Genomic DNA, 16,038 nt, shown 5'->3' on the forward strand with positions numbered 1-16,038 from the left:
ATGACACAAGATCCAGAAATGTTGCGGCAAACGATTATTAGCTGGTTTGCTGCTAGTCGCAAACAAATTCTAACCGCAATGGCCGCCCCATTAGATGTTGCCACCAAAAGTAATCGCAACGATTTGGTCACCAATGTCGACAAGGCGAATCAACAATTTTTGATTGGCAAAATCAGAGAGGCGTATCCTGAAGCCGGTATCATTGGTGAAGAAGGACATGAGCACGATGACACTGATTTAGCTGGTCTCGTCTTCTTTGTCGATCCAATAGACGGCACCATGAATTTCGTCAAACAACAAGCACATTTTGCCATTATGATTGGTGTTTATCAGGACGGTGAACCTGTTGTCGGCGCGATTATGGACGTCATGCGAAATGAAGTGCTTAGCGGGGGCCCAATGATTCCCGTCACCCATGCTGGACAACAAGTGAAGGTTTTGCCAGACTTGCCGCTTAAGGATGGCTTGTTAGGTGTCAATGGCCCGATGACGATTAAGAATCGGTTGCATCTAGGCGATATCGCGTTGACCAGTTCTGGCGCTAGAATGAGCGGCAGTGCAGGAATGGAGTTCATCGAAATTGCGCTGGGTCGACAGATCGGGTATGTGTCTTACTTACAGCCGTGGGACGTAGCGGCTGGAATGGCGATTACTAAGGGTCTTGGCGTTGTTTTCAGCCGTGAAGATGGCGCACCAATCAACTTGCAGCAACCAGGTGTTGTGGTTGCTGCTACACCAAAGGCACATCAAACGATTTTGACGATGATGGCGGATGGCGGCAAAGAGGCTTAAGCTAAACCAATAGACAAATCATGATTTCTGGCGCAAACTAAGTGGCGCCAGTTTTTTTCTTAATAAAAGGGTCGCGTGATAGCCCGCTTTATAAGAAAATGCAAGGTCTGTGATTGCGTGAAGCACTTCACTTTTCAGAAAATCCAGACAGACTTGTCATTGTGTGTTATAATTTCAAATCGTATAACTGTGTCAGTTGCTGGCACTTTTTTAATGCGGTAGGCGGCCAGTAGTGCCAGCAGAAAGGAAGTATAAATCGTGAAAACACGTGACGATATTCGCAACATTGCGATCATTGCCCACGTTGACCATGGTAAGACCACATTGGTTAACGAAATGCTTAAACAATCAGATACACTTGATCAACACATTCAATTACAGGATCGGGCAATGGATACCAACGCCATTGAAAAAGAACGTGGGATCACCATCCTGAGTAAAAACACGGCAGTTAAGTTCGGCGATACGACCATCAACATCCTCGATACCCCGGGGCATGCTGACTTTGGTGGTGAAGTGGAACGGGTTATGAAGATGGTTGACGGCGTTTTGCTTGTCGTTGACGCTTTTGAAGGCCCAATGCCGCAAACGCGGTTTGTCTTGAAAAAGGCGCTTGAACAGCATTTGACACCGATCGTTGTCATCAACAAGGTCGATCGTCCAGGTGCGCGTCCTGAAGAAGTCGTTGATGAAGTTCTCGAATTGTTCATTGAATTGGGCGCTGATGATGCACAACTGGAATTCCCGGTTGTCTATGCTTCCGCTGTCAATGGCACTTCCAGCATGGATTCCGATTTGTCAACGCAAAAGCACACCATGACCCCGTTGTTTGAGACCATCGTCAAAACCATTCCGGCACCCATCGACAACAGTGACGAACCTTTGCAGTTCCAAGTTGCGATGCTTGATTACAACGATTACGTTGGTCGAATTGGGATTGGTCGGATTTTCCGCGGCAAGATTAAAATCGGCGACAATGTTACCGTTATGAAGCTGGATGGTTCTCAAAAGAACTTCCGCGTGACAAAACTCTTTGGTTTCTTTGGCTTGACCCGAACCGAAATCAACTCTGCTAAAGCCGGCGATTTGATCGCGGTTTCTGGGATGGATGACATCTTCGTTGGTGAAACGGTGACGGCAGCTGATACGCCGGAAGCTTTGCCGATTTTGCGGATTGATGAACCAACTTTGCAGATGATGTTTGTTGCGAATGACAGTCCATTTGCCGGTCGTGAAGGTAAAAATGTGACTGCTCGTAAACTTGAGGAGCGTCTGAAGTCGCAATTGCAGACAGATGTGTCCCTGCGCGTTGACGACACTGATCAGGCAGGTGCCTGGATGGTTTCCGGTCGTGGCGAATTGCATCTTTCAATTTTGGTTGAAGAGATGCGGCGTGAAGGCTTTGAATTGCAATTAGGTCGTCCTGAAGTTATCTATCGTGACATTGATGGTGTCATGATGGAACCGTTCGAAAGCGTCCAAATTGACACTCCTGAACAATATACTGGGACAGTCATTGATGCGATGAGCCAACGTAAAGGCGAAATGCAGAACATGGAGAACGAAGGCAACGGTCAAACCCGTTTGACATTCTTGGCGCCTTCTCGTGGTCTGATCGGGTACTCAACCGAATTTCTCTCTGCTACTGGTGGTTACGGCATCATGAACCATACCTTCGAAAAATACGCTCCGGTTATCAAGAATTGGGAACCAGGCCGTACACAAGGTGCTTTGGTTTCCATCAACGCTGGTTCAGCAACGACGTACAGTCTGCAATCCGTTGAAGACCGTGGCCAGTTGTTCATCAATGCCGGCACCGAGGTTTATGAAGGCATGATTGTTGGTCAAAACTCGCGTGAAAATGACATTGCAGTCAATGTCACCAAAGGCAAGAACTTGACCAACACCCGTGCAGCCGGGAAAGACCACGCAGCAGCCATCAAGACGCCAAAAGATATGACGCTTGAAGAATCCATTGAATTCTTGAATGATGACGAATACTGCGAAGTTACCCCTAAGAACATTCGCTTGCGTAAGAAGATCCTTAACACAGGCGAACGTCAAAAAGCGGCTAAGCGCAAGAAAATTGCCGCATCCAAGTAAATAAGTTGGTCAAAAAGTCGTCTGTAAAAGGCGGCTTTTTTGATGTCTTGATCACAATAATTGTGATTGTTAGACAAGGCTTAACTTGTCGACTGAGCGGTTGTTAAATCAGCATGTGTTGGTGTGAATGACCGCCTGAAAAAACAGTTTTTAGTGATTACCGCAGAACACGGCTTGGAGCGTGAAGGCGATATGCTATAATTAGTCCATTAATTGCTTGAAAGGCCGCGTTTTCATTGATGAATAAATTACGGCACGTGGATTACTTCATATTAGTTCCGTACCTCGTTTTATGTGCGATCGGTATTGTCATGGTGTACTCTGCCAGCGCTTATTGGGTTCAACGGCAATATGGCGTTGCCGAAACGAAATACTTGATTCAACAGGCACTGTTTGTCCTGCTCGGTATCGCGACTGTGTTTTTCTTTTATAATATGTCCTTGAAGGTGGTCCACAATCGTTGGGTTCTGTTGACTTTAATGGCCGGACTAGTTGTGATGCTAATCTATCTCATTGTGCACGGCCGCGCCGTTAACGGGGCTGCTGCATGGATCACGATTGGCGGGTTTCGCTTACAGCCATCAGAATTTGCTAAAATGATTTTGATTTTTTATCTGGCGCACATGCTGACATCGCGCGAGGATCGCTTTCAACAAGAGGACTTTCGGCTAAGGCAGATGTGGCAGCCATTGTTTGTCGCTGGTATGATCATGCTTCTGGTTTTTGTCGAACCAGATACCGGTGGATTTGCCATTCTTTTCTTGATTACATTGGTCGTGGTTATGTCCAGCGGGATACCGATGCGTTACGGTTTTTTGTGGGTCTTGATGTTGATCGCGATCACAGCACTGGGCTACTACATCGTGTCGCATTATCATTTTCCCGGATTGGAGAAGAATTACGGCTATCAACGATTAGTGGCCGCCATTCATCCGTTTGCTAAAGCGAATACGGTTGGCAATCAGGTTGTTAACTCCTTGTATGCGATCAATCACGGTGGGCTGTTTGGTGTTGGACTAGGCATGGGCAGCCAAAAGTTAGGCTATCTGCCTGAGCCTTATACTGACTTTATTTTGGCCGTGATTGCCGAGGAACTTGGCTTGGTTGGGACATTTGTCGTATTGAGTTTGCTTTTTTTCCTGATCATGCGTTTTTATCTGATCGGAATTCGTTCCAAGAACACCTATCACACGCTGATCGCGTACGGCATTGCCACGATGATGCTGGTGCAAACCGTTTTCAACGTTGGTGCTGTGACTGGGGTTTTGCCAGTTACCGGGGTGACGCTGCCGTTTATCAGTTACGGCGGTTCGAGTATGATCGTGCTGTCAATGGCGATCGGCATTATGTTAAATATCAGTTATCATAGTGAACGTACGCAACGAAAGGTAGAGAAGACGCATGCATAAAGTTTTAGTCGCTAATCGTGGCGAAATCGCCATTCGGATTTTTCGTGCCTGTGAAGAGCTTGGTCTTAAAACAGTCGGTATTTTTGCTAAAGAGGACGCTTTGTCAATTCATCGATTCAAAGCGCAGGAAAGTTATCAGGTCGGAGCAGGAAAAGCGCCTATCGCTGCCTATTTGGATATGGACGATATTATCCGAATTGCCAAGCAAAGCGGCGCGGACGCGATTCACCCGGGCTATGGCCTGCTTTCAGAAAATGCTGAGTTTGCCCGGAAAGTTCGGGCAGCCGGCCTCATTTTTGTTGGCCCGCGTTCGGAATTACTCGATATTTTTGGCGATAAAGTTGCGGCCAAGGAAGCTGCTCACAAGGCAGGCTTGGCGACTATTCCCGGCACGCCGGAACCAACGCGCGATTTTAGCGAAATTCAGGATTTCACAGCCACACACGGTTTTCCGGTGATGCTTAAAGCAGCATCAGGCGGCGGCGGGAAAGGCATGCGAATCGTTCACTCTGAAGCTGAACTTGAGGCCGTGTATCAAAATGCGGTGAATGAAGCGAAAGCTAGTTTTGGCGATGATCGGATGTACGTTGAAAAGTACATTGCCTCCGCCAAACATATCGAAGTGCAAGTTCTTGGCGATGAGCATGGCCATTTGTTGCACCTCTTCGAACGTGATTGTTCAGTACAGCGCCGCCAACAAAAAGTGGTTGAAATTGCCCCAGCCGTGGCATTGCCAACAGCCTTGCGGGCGCGAATTTGCCAAAGCGCTGTTGATTTAATGCAAGGTTTGCACTATGAAAATGCCGGTACCGTTGAATTTTTGGTTGATGGCGATCAGTACTACTTCATTGAAGTTAATCCGCGGGTACAAGTGGAACACACGATCACCGAACTGATTACCGATGTGGATATTGTGCAGTCACAGTTAAAGATTGCAGCAGGCGCCGATCTTTTTGCTGATTTGCATTTGCCAAAGCAAGCAGATTTGCATGAAAATGGCGCGGCGATCCAGTGCCGGATTACGACTGAGGATCCTGAAAACAATTTCATGCCAGACACAGGCACCATTAATACTTATCGGTCACCAGGCGGCTTCGGCATCCGCCTTGATGTCGGGAATGCCTATGCTGGGGCAGTTGTCAGTCCTTATTTCGACTCCTTATTAGTAAAGGCCAGTGTTCACGCACCGAATTTCACCGCTGCCGTAGCCAAAATGCAACGCGCTTTACATGAATTTCAAATCACCGGCGTCAAAACCAATGTTGCTTTCCTTGAGCACTTATTAGCGACAGAAACTTTCCGGACAGGTGAAGCAGAAACCGCGTTTATTGATGCCCATCCAGAACTCTTGCAAGTTCAGGCAAAGCCCGACACGGCTTCGCGGTTACTGTGGTACATCAGTGATGTGACGGTTAATGGGTTCAAAGGTGTTGAACGACAGGCACAAAAATATTACCCTGAATTGCGCTATGATGTTCATTTTCCTGCTGCCAAGCCGCAAAAAGATTTAGTTGCCTTGCTGCATGCTGACGGTGCGCAAGGGGTTACTGATTGGATTAAGGCACAAAACCAGTTGCTGTTAACGGACACGACTTTCCGTGATGCCCATCAAAGTCTTTTTGCTACCCGGATGCGCACTCGAGACATGTTGACGGTCGCACAGGATATGGGCAATGGCTTGCCAAATCTTTTTTCCATGGAAGTATGGGGCGGCGCGACGTTCGATGTCGCTTATCGATTTTTGAACGAGGATCCGTGGACCCGTTTGAAAAAATTGCGGGCAGCCTTGCCGCATACCTTGTTACAGATGTTATTCCGTGGCAGTAACGCGGTCGGCTATCAAAACTATCCGGACAATGTGATTAAAGCTTTCATTCAAAAAGCAGCTGATGATGGCGTTGATGTTTTTCGAATTTTTGACAGTTTGAACTGGTTGCCACAGATGACGCTCAGTATTGATACCGTCAAACAAACAGGCAAGCTTGCTGAGGCGACGATGTGTTACACAGGCGACATTCTAAGCCATGCCCACCCTAAGTATGAGCTGGCTTATTATGTTGATCTGGCCAAACAATTAGTTGCAGCCGGTGCCGACATGCTTGCGATTAAAGACATGGCCGGCTTGTTGAAACCGCAAGCGGCGACAGAGTTAGTAACGGCGCTCAAAGATGCGGTCAGTGTGCCGATTCATTTGCACACACATGACACCACTGGTAACGGTATCGCGACTTATGTAGCCGCTGCTAATGCTGGGGTCGATATCGTTGATGTGGCGCAAAGCAGTTTTTCCGGAACGACCAGTCAGCCTAGTCTAGAAAGTCTTTACTATGCATTAAGTGGCAATCAGCGACAGCCAGATGTTGCCATTGAAAAGGCGCAGAAGTTGAATCGCTATTTTCAGGCAATCAGACCTTACTATGCCGATTTTAGTAATGGTGTGACGGGTCCGCTAACGGATATTTATACAGTCCAAATGCCAGGTGGCCAGTATAGTAACTTGCAGCAACAAGCACGTAGCATGGGGATAACGGATTTTGAGGCCGTTAAAACGATGTATGCTCAGGTAAATACCTTATTTGGCGATATCATCAAAGTAACGCCATCCTCAAAGGTGGTGGGTGATATGGCGTTGTTCATGCTGCAAAATCACTTGACACCCGATGAAGTGTTGGCGCATGGTGAGCAATATGATTTTCCGGCCTCGGTCGTGGCATTCTTTAAAGGCGATCTCGGGCAGCCGGTTGGTGGTTTTCCGAAAGCGCTCCAAGCAAAAATTCTGAAAGGGCAAAAACCGTTGACGGTACGTCCAGGGCAATTGGCGAAGCCGGCTGATCTGAAGGCCGTTCGCGCGGCGTTAGTACAAGCCGGAATGAATGAACCCAGCACAGAAGACGTTTTGAGTGCAATTCTGTATCCGGATGTCTTTAATGCATACGCCCGCAAGCAACGGCAGATTGGACCGGTGACGAAGTTGGATTCGCCATCGTATTTCCAAGGAATGCGGATAGGCGAAACCGTGTCTGTGCCGATTAAAGCAGGTAAGACAATGATTATCCAGCTCAACGCGATCGGCGAGGCGGATGCAAGTGGTATGAAGACGCTGTACTTTACTGTTGATGGTCAAAAGCAGGAAGTTCAAATCCGCGATGCGCATCAGAAGAGCGCGGGGTTGCGGCATCAGTTGGCGGAACCGACTGATCGTAATCAAATTGGTGCACCGATGGCAGGGAAAATTGTTTCAGTTGCCGTTAAGTCCGGTCAAGAAGTGGCACAAGGGGATGCCTTGTTTGTCATTGAAGCCATGAAGATGGAGACGACGGTTCATGCACCATTTGCAGGTACCGTCACTCATCTTTACGTGGAGGCAGGCGCCTTAATTAAGAGTCAGGAACTGCTGGCCAAGCTTCAACCCGGTGTGACCAAGCAGTGAGTTTGGAAGGTGAAAAAATGTTTGCTATCAAACAGCGGCAAGGACTTGTCGTTTGGGTGTATTCCCTCAAACAATTAAAAACGCTGCGTCGATATGGCACGATTATGTATGTCTCGCGCCGCATGAAGTATGTTTATCTTTATTTGGATCAAGACGAGTTGGCTCAGACAAGCGCCAAACTCAGTAAATTACGATTTGTTAAACGTGTTGAGCCCTCCCATCGGCCAGACTTGGCGACTGAATTCGGTAGCAACATCGGCCAATTTAAGCCGACTGAAGAGGATCTTGAGGTGAAAGCCAAGCCAAAACGTCGCTTGCGGCCAAGTTCGACTGGCGATGAGACATCAGTAGGTGATCACGATGCGCGTCATTAGTGGAGCATTTCGGGGATTGCGGCTGACGGCAGTGGCAGGTAACCAAACCCGGCCAACTGCAGATAAAGTCAAGGAATCCATGTTTAACATGCTGGGACCATACTTTGACGGCGGACAGGCACTCGACTTGTATGCTGGCACCGGTGCGTTGGGCATTGAAGCAGTCTCGCGTGGTATGGTTCACGCGACGTTGGTTGATCGGCAGTACGCCGCAATCAAAACGATCAAAACCAATCTTGCACTAACCAAACAGCCTGAGCACTTCACCGTTTTGAAGCAACCGGTCAATAAGGCTATCCGTCAGTTTGCGGAAGCTGGCCAACAGTTTGACTTAATCATGATGGATCCACCCTATGCGCAACAGCAAGTATTGGCACAACTTGCGGCGTTTATCAGTACTAATTTGCTGCGGCCAGGCGCACGTGTTTTAGTTGAAACCGGTATGGATGTGACTTATCCTGATGAGATCCCCGGCTACATCAAGCTACGGCGCCAAACCTATGGGGTGGCGCAGGTCTTAATTTTAGAGCGAAGCGAGGAAAACAATGACTAAAAAAATTGCAGTGTTTCCCGGTAGTTTTGATCCTTTCACGAACGGTCATCTTGATACCGTCAAAAGAGCTAGTCGGTTGTTTGATGAAGTGGTTGTAGCAGCCATGACCAACACGAGCAAAAAGCCGCTTTTTTCCAGTGAAGAGAAATTGGCGCTGATCAGTGAAAGCACCGCTGGGCTACCAAATGTTAAAGCCATGGCAGCGCCTGAACGATTAACAGTTGAATTTGCCCGGTCAATCGGTGCCCAGTTTATGATTCGTGGTATCCGCAATGTCGCGGACTTTGGTTACGAGGCTGATATTGCGACGGTGAATCATGATCTCGATCCTGAAATCGAAACAGTTTTCTTGCTGGCAGACAAGCAATATGATGCCTTATCTAGTACCATCATCAAAGAGGTCGCGGCCTTTGGCGGTGACGTTCATCGTTTTGTGCCTGCGCCTGTCGAAGCAGCTTTGTATGCGAAACTAGGTGACGCTCATCAAACCAAGTAATCAGAAACGTCGGCGCTGGCTTTGGCTTATCGGACTGTTAATAGCAGTCGTTTTGTTGGCTGTCTTCTTTTTGATCCCAACCAATTACTATCTAGAAGTGCCCGGTTCAGCGGAATCTTTGAAGCCGTACGTTAAAGTCAGTGGCAATAAAGATGATGCCAAGGGTGCCTATATGTTGACGACAGTGGGTGTCGTAGGGCCAGCATCTCCGGCATTACTTCTGCTCAGTAAGGTGCAGGCGCACACCGATATTGTGTCGAAACAGGATCTGATGGGCAATGATAGTAGCGCTGAGTATGATCAGCTGCAAGCCTACTATATGAAAAGTGCCGCTAATAACGCGGTTGCGGCAGCATTCAAAGCGGCCAAAATGCCAGTGAAAACGGAACATTTGGGTATTTATGTCATGTCCGTGCTGCCGCAGTCGCCATTCAAAGGTAAGCTGGCGTTAGGAGACACGATTACCGAATTGAATGGCCAGCACTATACAACCGCTGATGCCTATGTCAATGCGATCAAATCTAAAAAGGTCGGATCAAGTCTGACACTGACATACCAGCACAAGGGAAAGACCAAACAAGCAACTGGCAAGCTGATGCGGTTACCGCAAACAAAACGGGCGGGTATTGGTATCACACTGACGGAGAACACGGCGGTCACAAGTGAACCGAAAGTGACTATTGATGCCGGTAACATCGGCGGACCGAGTGCCGGTACGATGTTTGCCTTACAGATTTACACGCAAATTACACACCAGAATCTGCGGCGGGGAGCAGTGATTGCCGGTACCGGGACGATCGATAGCGATGGTAATGTGGGGCAAATTGGCGGGATTGATAAGAAGGTGGTTGCTGCCGATGCCAAAGGCGCAAAACTCTTTTTTGCCCCCAATCAGCCAGCTACAAAAAAGCTAAAACATTATGATCCCAATTACGTCAACAACTACGCTGAAGCCGTCGAAACAGCGAAGCAGATTAAGACCAAGATGAAGATTGTCCCGGTCAAAACATTGCAAGATGTCATTCGTTACATGGAAACTTATGCAAAATCAGCATCATAAGCGCTTGCCAGTTGATCGAACATTGGCATGAAGAGATGGTGATGATGAAGAACTGCCAACCAAGGCAGTTCTTTTTTTCTTGGCCTGCGTAATGTGTTGGTGAGGTGAGAGAGATGACGACACTTATGTTTTGGTTGAAAACTTATTGGTATGTACCGCTGGTGGTGCTTGTCGGCGGGTTCTTTTTCTGGCAGCAAACTAAGGCAGCCCCAGCACAATCCCAGCTGGCCGTTAGTGTTCACACCACTCGCAGTCATGCATCTAATGTTCATGGTCAGTCGACCACTATAGCGTCCAGTAGGCAAACAAGAAGCAGTACCAGCCGACCAACCCGCGGATTTGTGCATATCAAAGGAGCAGTCCAAAAGCCTGGGCTATATCCGGTTCGTGCTGATACGCGTTGGGATGCGGTGGTTAAAGCCGCTGGTGGGCTCACAGACAAAGCTGATATCAGTCAGGTGAATTTAGCCAAGCTAGCGGTGGATCAAGAAAGTCTTCAGATTCCAGAGAAAGGTGGCGCTGTTGCCACCGCGCCAGCTTCAGGGACTGCCAGCACTGGCGGCACTGCTGGCCAAACAAATGAGGCGGCTGGTAGTCGTGCAGTTGTGAATCTAAACACAGCTGATGTTAGCCAACTCCAGACAATCAGCGGCATCGGTCCGAAAAAAGCCGCTGACATTATCAGTTATCGCGATAGTCATGGTGGATTTAAGGATGTGGCCGAATTAAAAGAGGTTCACGGCATTGGCGATAAAACGTTTGAGACTTTAGCACCTCAGCTAACGGTTGGCCCATGAGTGGTCGGTTTATTTTAATGGCAGCAGGTTTGCTTGCTGGTATCTTGATTGGCATTGGGGGATGGTTGCCAGCTTGTTTATTGTTGCTTTGGCTACTCGTTAAAACGACTCGCAATCTGGTCATAGTCGTAAGTTTGGCCATTCTCGTTGGGTTAGGACGTGGCTTGATTGATGCCCAGCAGTGGCGGCAACCGCCTGTTCCCCAAGGATCAATTGTGATCCCTGCGACAGCACTCAAGCTTAAAGAAGGTTACGCAAGTTTTACTGGTCGAGCAGCTAATGGGGTGATTGTTAGTGGTCGCGGCAGCGTCAATCAGGCCGTCGCTGCCCGACTAAAATCAAATAATCAACCACTCGTGCTGCACGGTCAGCATCAAATAAAACGTCTAGCGCCAGCAAGAAATCAGTTTGAGTTTGATTACGCGACTTATGTTTGGCAAACACAGCAGTTAGCCTACGAGTTAGTGAAACCGCAATTGAATTTCGAGTCAAGGTCGCCACAAAATATAGCAGAGTTAGTTGATGGTTGGCGGGTTCATTTATTTGACTATTTTGAGCAATTGCCAACAAAAGTTCGTCAATATGCAAAAGGCCTATTTCTAGGCCAACTTGATGAAGACTTTTTGACTCAGCGGCAAGCTTTCGTTGACTTAGGGATCTTTCACGTTTTCTCTGTTTCAGGGATGCATCTTTTTGCAATTATTGCCGGTTTATACTGGTTTGCGGCGCGCTTGCGAGTGCCTCAAGGGTTAGTTGATCTGAGTCTAATCGTCCTGCTGCCGTTGTTGTTACTCCTATTGCCACTTGGTGCTGGATTGTGGCGCGCAGTTTGGATGCGATTGGCCGGTATTGTGAATGATCATTTGCAACTTGGCTTCAGCGGGCTTGACTTATTTAGCTTCGTTTTAATGGTTAATTTATTTTGGCAACCGCGGGTTTTGTTAACCATGGGTGGTCAACTAACTTACCTGTTAACCGGTTTATTAGTGGCGCTTCCTGCCATGCGTTCGTGGCAGCTCAACTGGCGACTAGTACTTGCCAGTATGCCAGTGATTGCTTGGCACACGTTCAGCTTCAATATATTGACGGTTCTTTTTAACTGGCTGTTAATGCCGATCTTTGAACTTGGGGTCATGCCAGGGCTTGTGATCGCGTTGCTTTTGCCACACGCCACCTTGACAGCCACTTTTGACGACGGTTTGCAATTGTTGGAAAATGGCTTAGTTAGTTTAAGCCGTGTACCTGGCCAAATAGTCACTGGCGCTTTTCCAAGTTGGTTAGCACTTATCGGTATTGTCGTGATGCTGACGGTGATTGTTGCTAAACACTGGTTGGCGGCGGCTTGCTGGTTCGTGACTGTCTTTGGCTGGTGTTGGTATCAGCCAAATTATCGGGTGGTCATGTTTGACGTTGGACAAGGGGACGCAATTTTGATTGAAACCCCTTTTCATCAAGGTGCTTTGTTGATTGATACTGGTGGGCGAATTTTCGGGAAGACGACCAATCCACCTGTCCGACGAGCCATTGTGCCATATTTGCATGCTCGCGGCTATGCTCGGCTGGATACCTTATTACTGACGCATCCGGACATGGACCATGTTGGCGATGCCCCGTTGCTATCTCAGCTAATGCCAGTCGGTCGACTGATCACCACAGCGACAAGCGTTCAGCATCAAATGATTCAAAAAGTTGCCAAGCAAGTGCAACATGTGCAGCTCGTGGCGGCTGATGACTGGTTGTGCATTGGACCCGCTAAATTTCAGGTCGTATCACCGAAAGCGCAGACATCCGGCGATCCTACCAAGACAAACGCCGATTCAATTGTGCTCTATGGTAAAATAGGCAACAGCAGTTGGTTGTTAACTGGCGACGCCGAAAAAGAAGCGGAAGAAAAGAATATCATGCCGCGTCAGCTAACGGCCGATTATTTAAAAGTCGGCCATCATGGTTCGAAAACATCAAGTACCCCGGCATTGATCAATAGCTTGCATTTAAAAGCAGCACTTATTTCCGCCGGTGTCGATAATCGGTATGGTCATCCCCATCCAGAAACCCTTGCAACGTTGGCTGCGGCCAACGTTCCATGGGCTAGCACTAGCGAGCGAGGAATGCTGTGGGTTGAGCCGGGGCAAAACAAACAGGAAGATCAGCTTTTTGGCTGGTTACCAACAAAGGAGCAAAGCAGCAATGCAGGTCCGTGATTTTATCAAACATCTTAAGAATGGCGAACGACCGCCGCTGACATTGATTCTCGGTGAAGAATCCGCATTGCGTCAGCAGGCACAACACGCGATAGCCAGCATGATTCCGGAAGATCAACAGGCCATGAACTTTGGCCGCTATGATATGCAGCAAACGCCTGTTGGTGCAGCCTTGAATGATGCGACCTCGATGCCCTTTTTTGGGGATTATCGGGAAGTCGTTATTGACGATCCGTATTTTTTGACAGGCGAAAAAAATGCCGACAAAGTCGATCATGATCTTGCTGGTTTGCAGGCTTATTTTGAGAACCCAGTACCGTCAACGATGATGGTCATCATCGCGCCTTATAAGAAACTTGATGAACGGAAAAGGTTGACCAAGGCATTGAAAAAGGCGGCGCTCATTGTGAATGCAGCACCGCTTGATGAACGGGAGGCGCGTGCTGCTTTAGCCCAAACATTTAAGAAGCACCAAGTGACCATTGATGCACCGGCATTGGATACCCTTGTGCAGCGCACTAACGGCCAGTATTCGATCATGATGGGTGAGGTTCGCAAACTGCTGACCTATGCCAGTGATGGCAGCCCGCTGACCGTTGCAGCGGTCGAAGCCCTAGTACCTAAGCAGCTCAATGATCGGGTGTTTGATTTGGTGACTGATGTTTTGCGCAAAAATGCTGCGGCCGCTTTGGCGCTGTATCGTGATTTATTGGCTCAGCGTGAACAACCCATTCGTTTGAACGCATTGATGCTAGGCCAGTTTCGACTATTGCTGCAGGTGAAATTATTAGCAAAAAAAGGGTATAGTCAAGGCGATATTGCTGGCACCCTCAAGGCCCATCCATATCGGGTTAAATTAGCCATGCGGCAAGTGGATCGCTTACCTTATCAGCAGCTCGCGACTGCCTACAGTGGCTTGGTTGATACTGAAACAGCAATGAAAACGGGAACTATCGATAAGGCGTTGGCTTTTGAACTATTTATGCTAAAGTACACAGGACAGCAGTCTGGCAAGCATGTGCGCGGTTAAGCAACATCGTGCGGATTGCAAATGATCGTTAGAAGCAAAAATCCCCTCGGATAGAAACCCGAGGGGATTTTATTTGGCATGACGCCTTAATTACTTGTTAAGTAGTGCAGAAAGACGACTCTTGTCGCGGCCGGCCTTGTTCTTCTTGATCAGGCCTTTGCTGTTTGCCATATCGATAGCACGGGCAGCAGCCTTGTAAAGATCCTGACTGTTGTCAGCATTTTGTTCGGTTGCGGTCTTGAACTTCTTAACAGCGGTACGCATTGCGTTCATTTGCGCAATGTTACGTACACGAGCAGCTTCTTGCGTCTTAACGCGCTTGATTGCAGATTTGATTTGTGGCATGAGATGTTCACCTCCAACAGTGGATTATGATAAAACTGCATAAGTTTCAACAGTCGCTATTATACAGAAGGCTTGGGGGCAATGCAATAAAAAGTTGTAAAGGGAAAATGCTTGATAGGCAAAAAGACTTGCAATCATTGGGCAGCTCCGGTAAAGTAAGTAAGTACTTTTGAACCTGATACTTAGTTTAGCGAACCACCGACGCTTTACTCAGTTTCAGGCAATACTCAGAAAGGTGGTACACACAATGGCAATTGAACAAACACAAAAAGATGAAATCATCAAGCAGTATGCACGGCATGATGGGGATACGGGTTCACCCGAAGTCCAAATCGCAGTTTTAACTGCAGAAATTTTGGCCTTGAATGACCATTTGTCCGTTCATAAGAAGGATCATCATAGTTACGTTGGTTTGATGAAGAAGATCGGTCATCGTCGTAACTTGCTTGCATATCTACGTAACAAAGATATTACGCGTTACCGTGATCTGATTAAAGCATTGGGTCTGCGTCGTTAATTTAACTTTGAAAGGTCGCCTTGGCGGCCTTTTTTTGATGGTTACAAACTAGTCTGATTAGAAAGCGGCGTGTGAAAGGCTTTTAAATGTAGTCTGGGAAACGCCATTGTGTTCAAGCCTTTTAGGTGTAGACTATTTGCGACTACGAGCGCGTTATGAAAACCGGAATGCCAGACAAAGGAGTAAGCATCATGGGAGCGGAATACCGTCAACGTTATGAGGATCATTTGTTGAGAATCACGGTTTTAGCAGCGACACATCAGATAACGGTTGTCTTTGCAGCAATGGCTGCTGATCAGTGGGCTGCTGCGGGGATCACTAAAAAAGGAGCAGTGCAGACCGCCTCAGAGGGCATTGCGCTGCCTCTTCAGCAATTAGTGCAGGCGATTGCGATTGGCTTAATTGGTAAAACACCAACCTTATCGTTGTTGCCGTCAGAGTTGCAAAAAACGGTAACCACTATTTTACAAAATCGTGAACTGCTAATGACAGCAACACCAACAGGACTGACGATCATGCCTCAAGTGGCTGGTACAACGGTGGACTTTTGGCTTGCTGGTGATGCCGCGTTTTTAACTGTACCGGATGATCGCTTGCAACCGATAGATTTGAAAGCGTGGGTGCAAAATATCCTACCACAAGCTCATGGCATGGGCTTCGGCCCAGTAACCGGGCAAGCAGCGTTGGCGATCCTAGCTAACGACCGTGGCAAACATCTAGCAGCTGGTTGCTCATCAGAAGTTGCAGTCGTTTTAATGGCGGATCATGAAGTAGCCGCCTATCATCTTGACGCGGCACAGACGAGTGATGCTGGCTATCAGACAGCCGTTGCAGCGGCCAAACAAAATCACCACGTTGTGCAACGTTTCTTTGAGAATCACGTTTAGAAAGAAACATCTGTACTTAGGCTCATTTGGCATGAAGTCTTTGA

14 protein-coding genes are annotated in these 16,038 nt (G+C 47.8%); 13 read left to right on the forward strand and 1 reads right to left on the reverse strand.

Annotated features, from left to right (window positions below; genetic code table 11):
• The 11 genes from ACWPAB_RS00330 to holA all read left to right on the forward strand — a co-directional run bounded on the left by ACWPAB_RS00330 (nt 1) and on the right by holA (nt 14,245).
• Nucleotides 1-792 carry an inositol monophosphatase family protein gene (locus ACWPAB_RS00330; protein ID WP_003565236.1) on the forward strand — a complete coding sequence of 264 codons (792 nt, stop codon included), beginning with the start codon at nt 1-3 and terminating at the stop codon, nt 790-792.
• A gap of 258 nt (nt 793-1,050) precedes the next feature.
• Complete coding sequence (gene typA / locus ACWPAB_RS00335) at nt 1,051-2,895, forward strand: translational GTPase TypA (protein WP_003570179.1); 1,845 nt, start codon at nt 1,051-1,053, stop codon at nt 2,893-2,895.
• A gap of 239 nt (nt 2,896-3,134) precedes the next feature.
• Entirely contained in the window at nt 3,135-4,304 is a 1,170-nt protein-coding gene (locus tag ACWPAB_RS00340) for an FtsW/RodA/SpoVE family cell cycle protein (RefSeq protein WP_011674463.1), read from the forward strand.
• Entirely contained in the window at nt 4,297-7,734 is a 3,438-nt protein-coding gene (locus tag ACWPAB_RS00345; protein WP_003570181.1) for a pyruvate carboxylase, read from the forward strand. The genes ACWPAB_RS00340 and ACWPAB_RS00345 overlap by 8 nt, the downstream gene beginning before the upstream one ends.
• Nucleotides 7,735-7,751: 17 nt before the next feature.
• Nucleotides 7,752-8,108 (forward strand): YlbG family protein, encoded by a 357-nt coding sequence (locus tag ACWPAB_RS00350; protein ID WP_016381925.1) that lies wholly within the window; start codon nt 7,752-7,754, stop codon nt 8,106-8,108.
• Nucleotides 8,095-8,661, forward strand: coding sequence for a 16S rRNA (guanine(966)-N(2))-methyltransferase RsmD (rsmD, locus tag ACWPAB_RS00355; RefSeq protein ID WP_003565250.1), 567 nt, complete (start codon nt 8,095-8,097; stop codon nt 8,659-8,661). The genes ACWPAB_RS00350 and rsmD overlap by 14 nt, the downstream gene beginning before the upstream one ends.
• Nucleotides 8,654-9,157 (forward strand): pantetheine-phosphate adenylyltransferase, encoded by a 504-nt coding sequence (coaD, locus tag ACWPAB_RS00360; RefSeq protein ID WP_003570185.1) that lies wholly within the window; start codon nt 8,654-8,656, stop codon nt 9,155-9,157. The genes rsmD and coaD overlap by 8 nt, the downstream gene beginning before the upstream one ends.
• Nucleotides 9,135-10,217: a SepM family pheromone-processing serine protease gene (locus tag ACWPAB_RS00365; protein ID WP_003570187.1), complete on the forward strand. Its 1,083-nt coding sequence runs from the start codon at nt 9,135-9,137 to the stop codon at nt 10,215-10,217. Before coaD ends, ACWPAB_RS00365 begins: the two co-directional genes overlap by 23 nt.
• Before the next feature lie 113 nt (nt 10,218-10,330).
• Nucleotides 10,331-11,014 (forward strand): helix-hairpin-helix domain-containing protein, encoded by a 684-nt coding sequence (locus ACWPAB_RS00370; RefSeq protein ID WP_016363294.1) that lies wholly within the window; start codon nt 10,331-10,333, stop codon nt 11,012-11,014.
• The gene (locus ACWPAB_RS00375; RefSeq protein WP_003570189.1) at nt 11,011-13,215 is read left to right on the forward strand and encodes a ComEC/Rec2 family competence protein; all 2,205 of its coding nucleotides are present in this window, start codon (nt 11,011-11,013) and stop codon (nt 13,213-13,215) included. Before ACWPAB_RS00370 ends, ACWPAB_RS00375 begins: the two co-directional genes overlap by 4 nt.
• Nucleotides 13,202-14,245 (forward strand): DNA polymerase III subunit delta, encoded by a 1,044-nt coding sequence (holA, locus tag ACWPAB_RS00380; protein ID WP_016381924.1) that lies wholly within the window; start codon nt 13,202-13,204, stop codon nt 14,243-14,245. The genes ACWPAB_RS00375 and holA overlap by 14 nt, the downstream gene beginning before the upstream one ends.
• 90 nt (nt 14,246-14,335) lie before the next feature.
• Here the strand turns inward: holA and rpsT are convergent, their stop codons facing one another.
• Nucleotides 14,336-14,590 (reverse strand): 30S ribosomal protein S20, encoded by a 255-nt coding sequence (gene rpsT / locus ACWPAB_RS00385; protein WP_003565265.1) that lies wholly within the window; start codon nt 14,588-14,590, stop codon nt 14,336-14,338.
• Nucleotides 14,591-14,837: 247 nt separating this feature from the next.
• Here rpsT and rpsO point away from each other — a divergent pair, with 247 nt between their 5' ends.
• Together rpsO and ACWPAB_RS00395 are read left to right on the forward strand one after the other, a co-directional pair.
• Nucleotides 14,838-15,107 carry a 30S ribosomal protein S15 gene (rpsO, locus tag ACWPAB_RS00390; RefSeq protein WP_003565267.1) on the forward strand — a complete coding sequence of 90 codons (270 nt, stop codon included), beginning with the start codon at nt 14,838-14,840 and terminating at the stop codon, nt 15,105-15,107.
• A gap of 191 nt (nt 15,108-15,298) precedes the next feature.
• Nucleotides 15,299-15,994, forward strand: coding sequence for a hypothetical protein (locus tag ACWPAB_RS00395; protein ID WP_003584350.1), 696 nt, complete (start codon nt 15,299-15,301; stop codon nt 15,992-15,994).
• Nucleotides 15,995-16,038: the final 44 nt, after the last annotated feature.

Source organism: Lacticaseibacillus sp. 30, from assembly GCF_053819265.1.

Bases quoted from the DNA above. Each gene is read 5' to 3' on its own strand.
- rpsO (WP_003565267.1), top strand. From the start codon at position 14,838: ATGGCAATTGAACAAACACAAAAAGATGAAATCATCAAGCAGTATGCA.
- coaD (WP_003570185.1), top strand. From the start codon at position 8,654: ATGACTAAAAAAATTGCAGTGTTTCCCGGTAGTTTTGATCCTTTCACG.
- ACWPAB_RS00395 (WP_003584350.1), top strand. From the start codon at position 15,299: ATGGGAGCGGAATACCGTCAACGTTATGAGGATCATTTGTTGAGAATC.
- holA (WP_016381924.1), top strand. From the start codon at position 13,202: ATGCAGGTCCGTGATTTTATCAAACATCTTAAGAATGGCGAACGACCG.
- ACWPAB_RS00375 (WP_003570189.1), top strand. From the start codon at position 11,011: ATGAGTGGTCGGTTTATTTTAATGGCAGCAGGTTTGCTTGCTGGTATC.
- rpsT (WP_003565265.1), bottom strand. From the start codon at position 14,590: ATGCCACAAATCAAATCTGCAATCAAGCGCGTTAAGACGCAAGAAGCT.
- ACWPAB_RS00345 (WP_003570181.1), top strand. From the start codon at position 4,297: ATGCATAAAGTTTTAGTCGCTAATCGTGGCGAAATCGCCATTCGGATT.
- rsmD (WP_003565250.1), top strand. From the start codon at position 8,095: ATGCGCGTCATTAGTGGAGCATTTCGGGGATTGCGGCTGACGGCAGTG.
- ACWPAB_RS00330 (WP_003565236.1), top strand. From the start codon at position 1: ATGACACAAGATCCAGAAATGTTGCGGCAAACGATTATTAGCTGGTTT.
- ACWPAB_RS00340 (WP_011674463.1), top strand. From the start codon at position 3,135: ATGAATAAATTACGGCACGTGGATTACTTCATATTAGTTCCGTACCTC.
- ACWPAB_RS00370 (WP_016363294.1), top strand. From the start codon at position 10,331: ATGACGACACTTATGTTTTGGTTGAAAACTTATTGGTATGTACCGCTG.
- ACWPAB_RS00350 (WP_016381925.1), top strand. From the start codon at position 7,752: ATGTTTGCTATCAAACAGCGGCAAGGACTTGTCGTTTGGGTGTATTCC.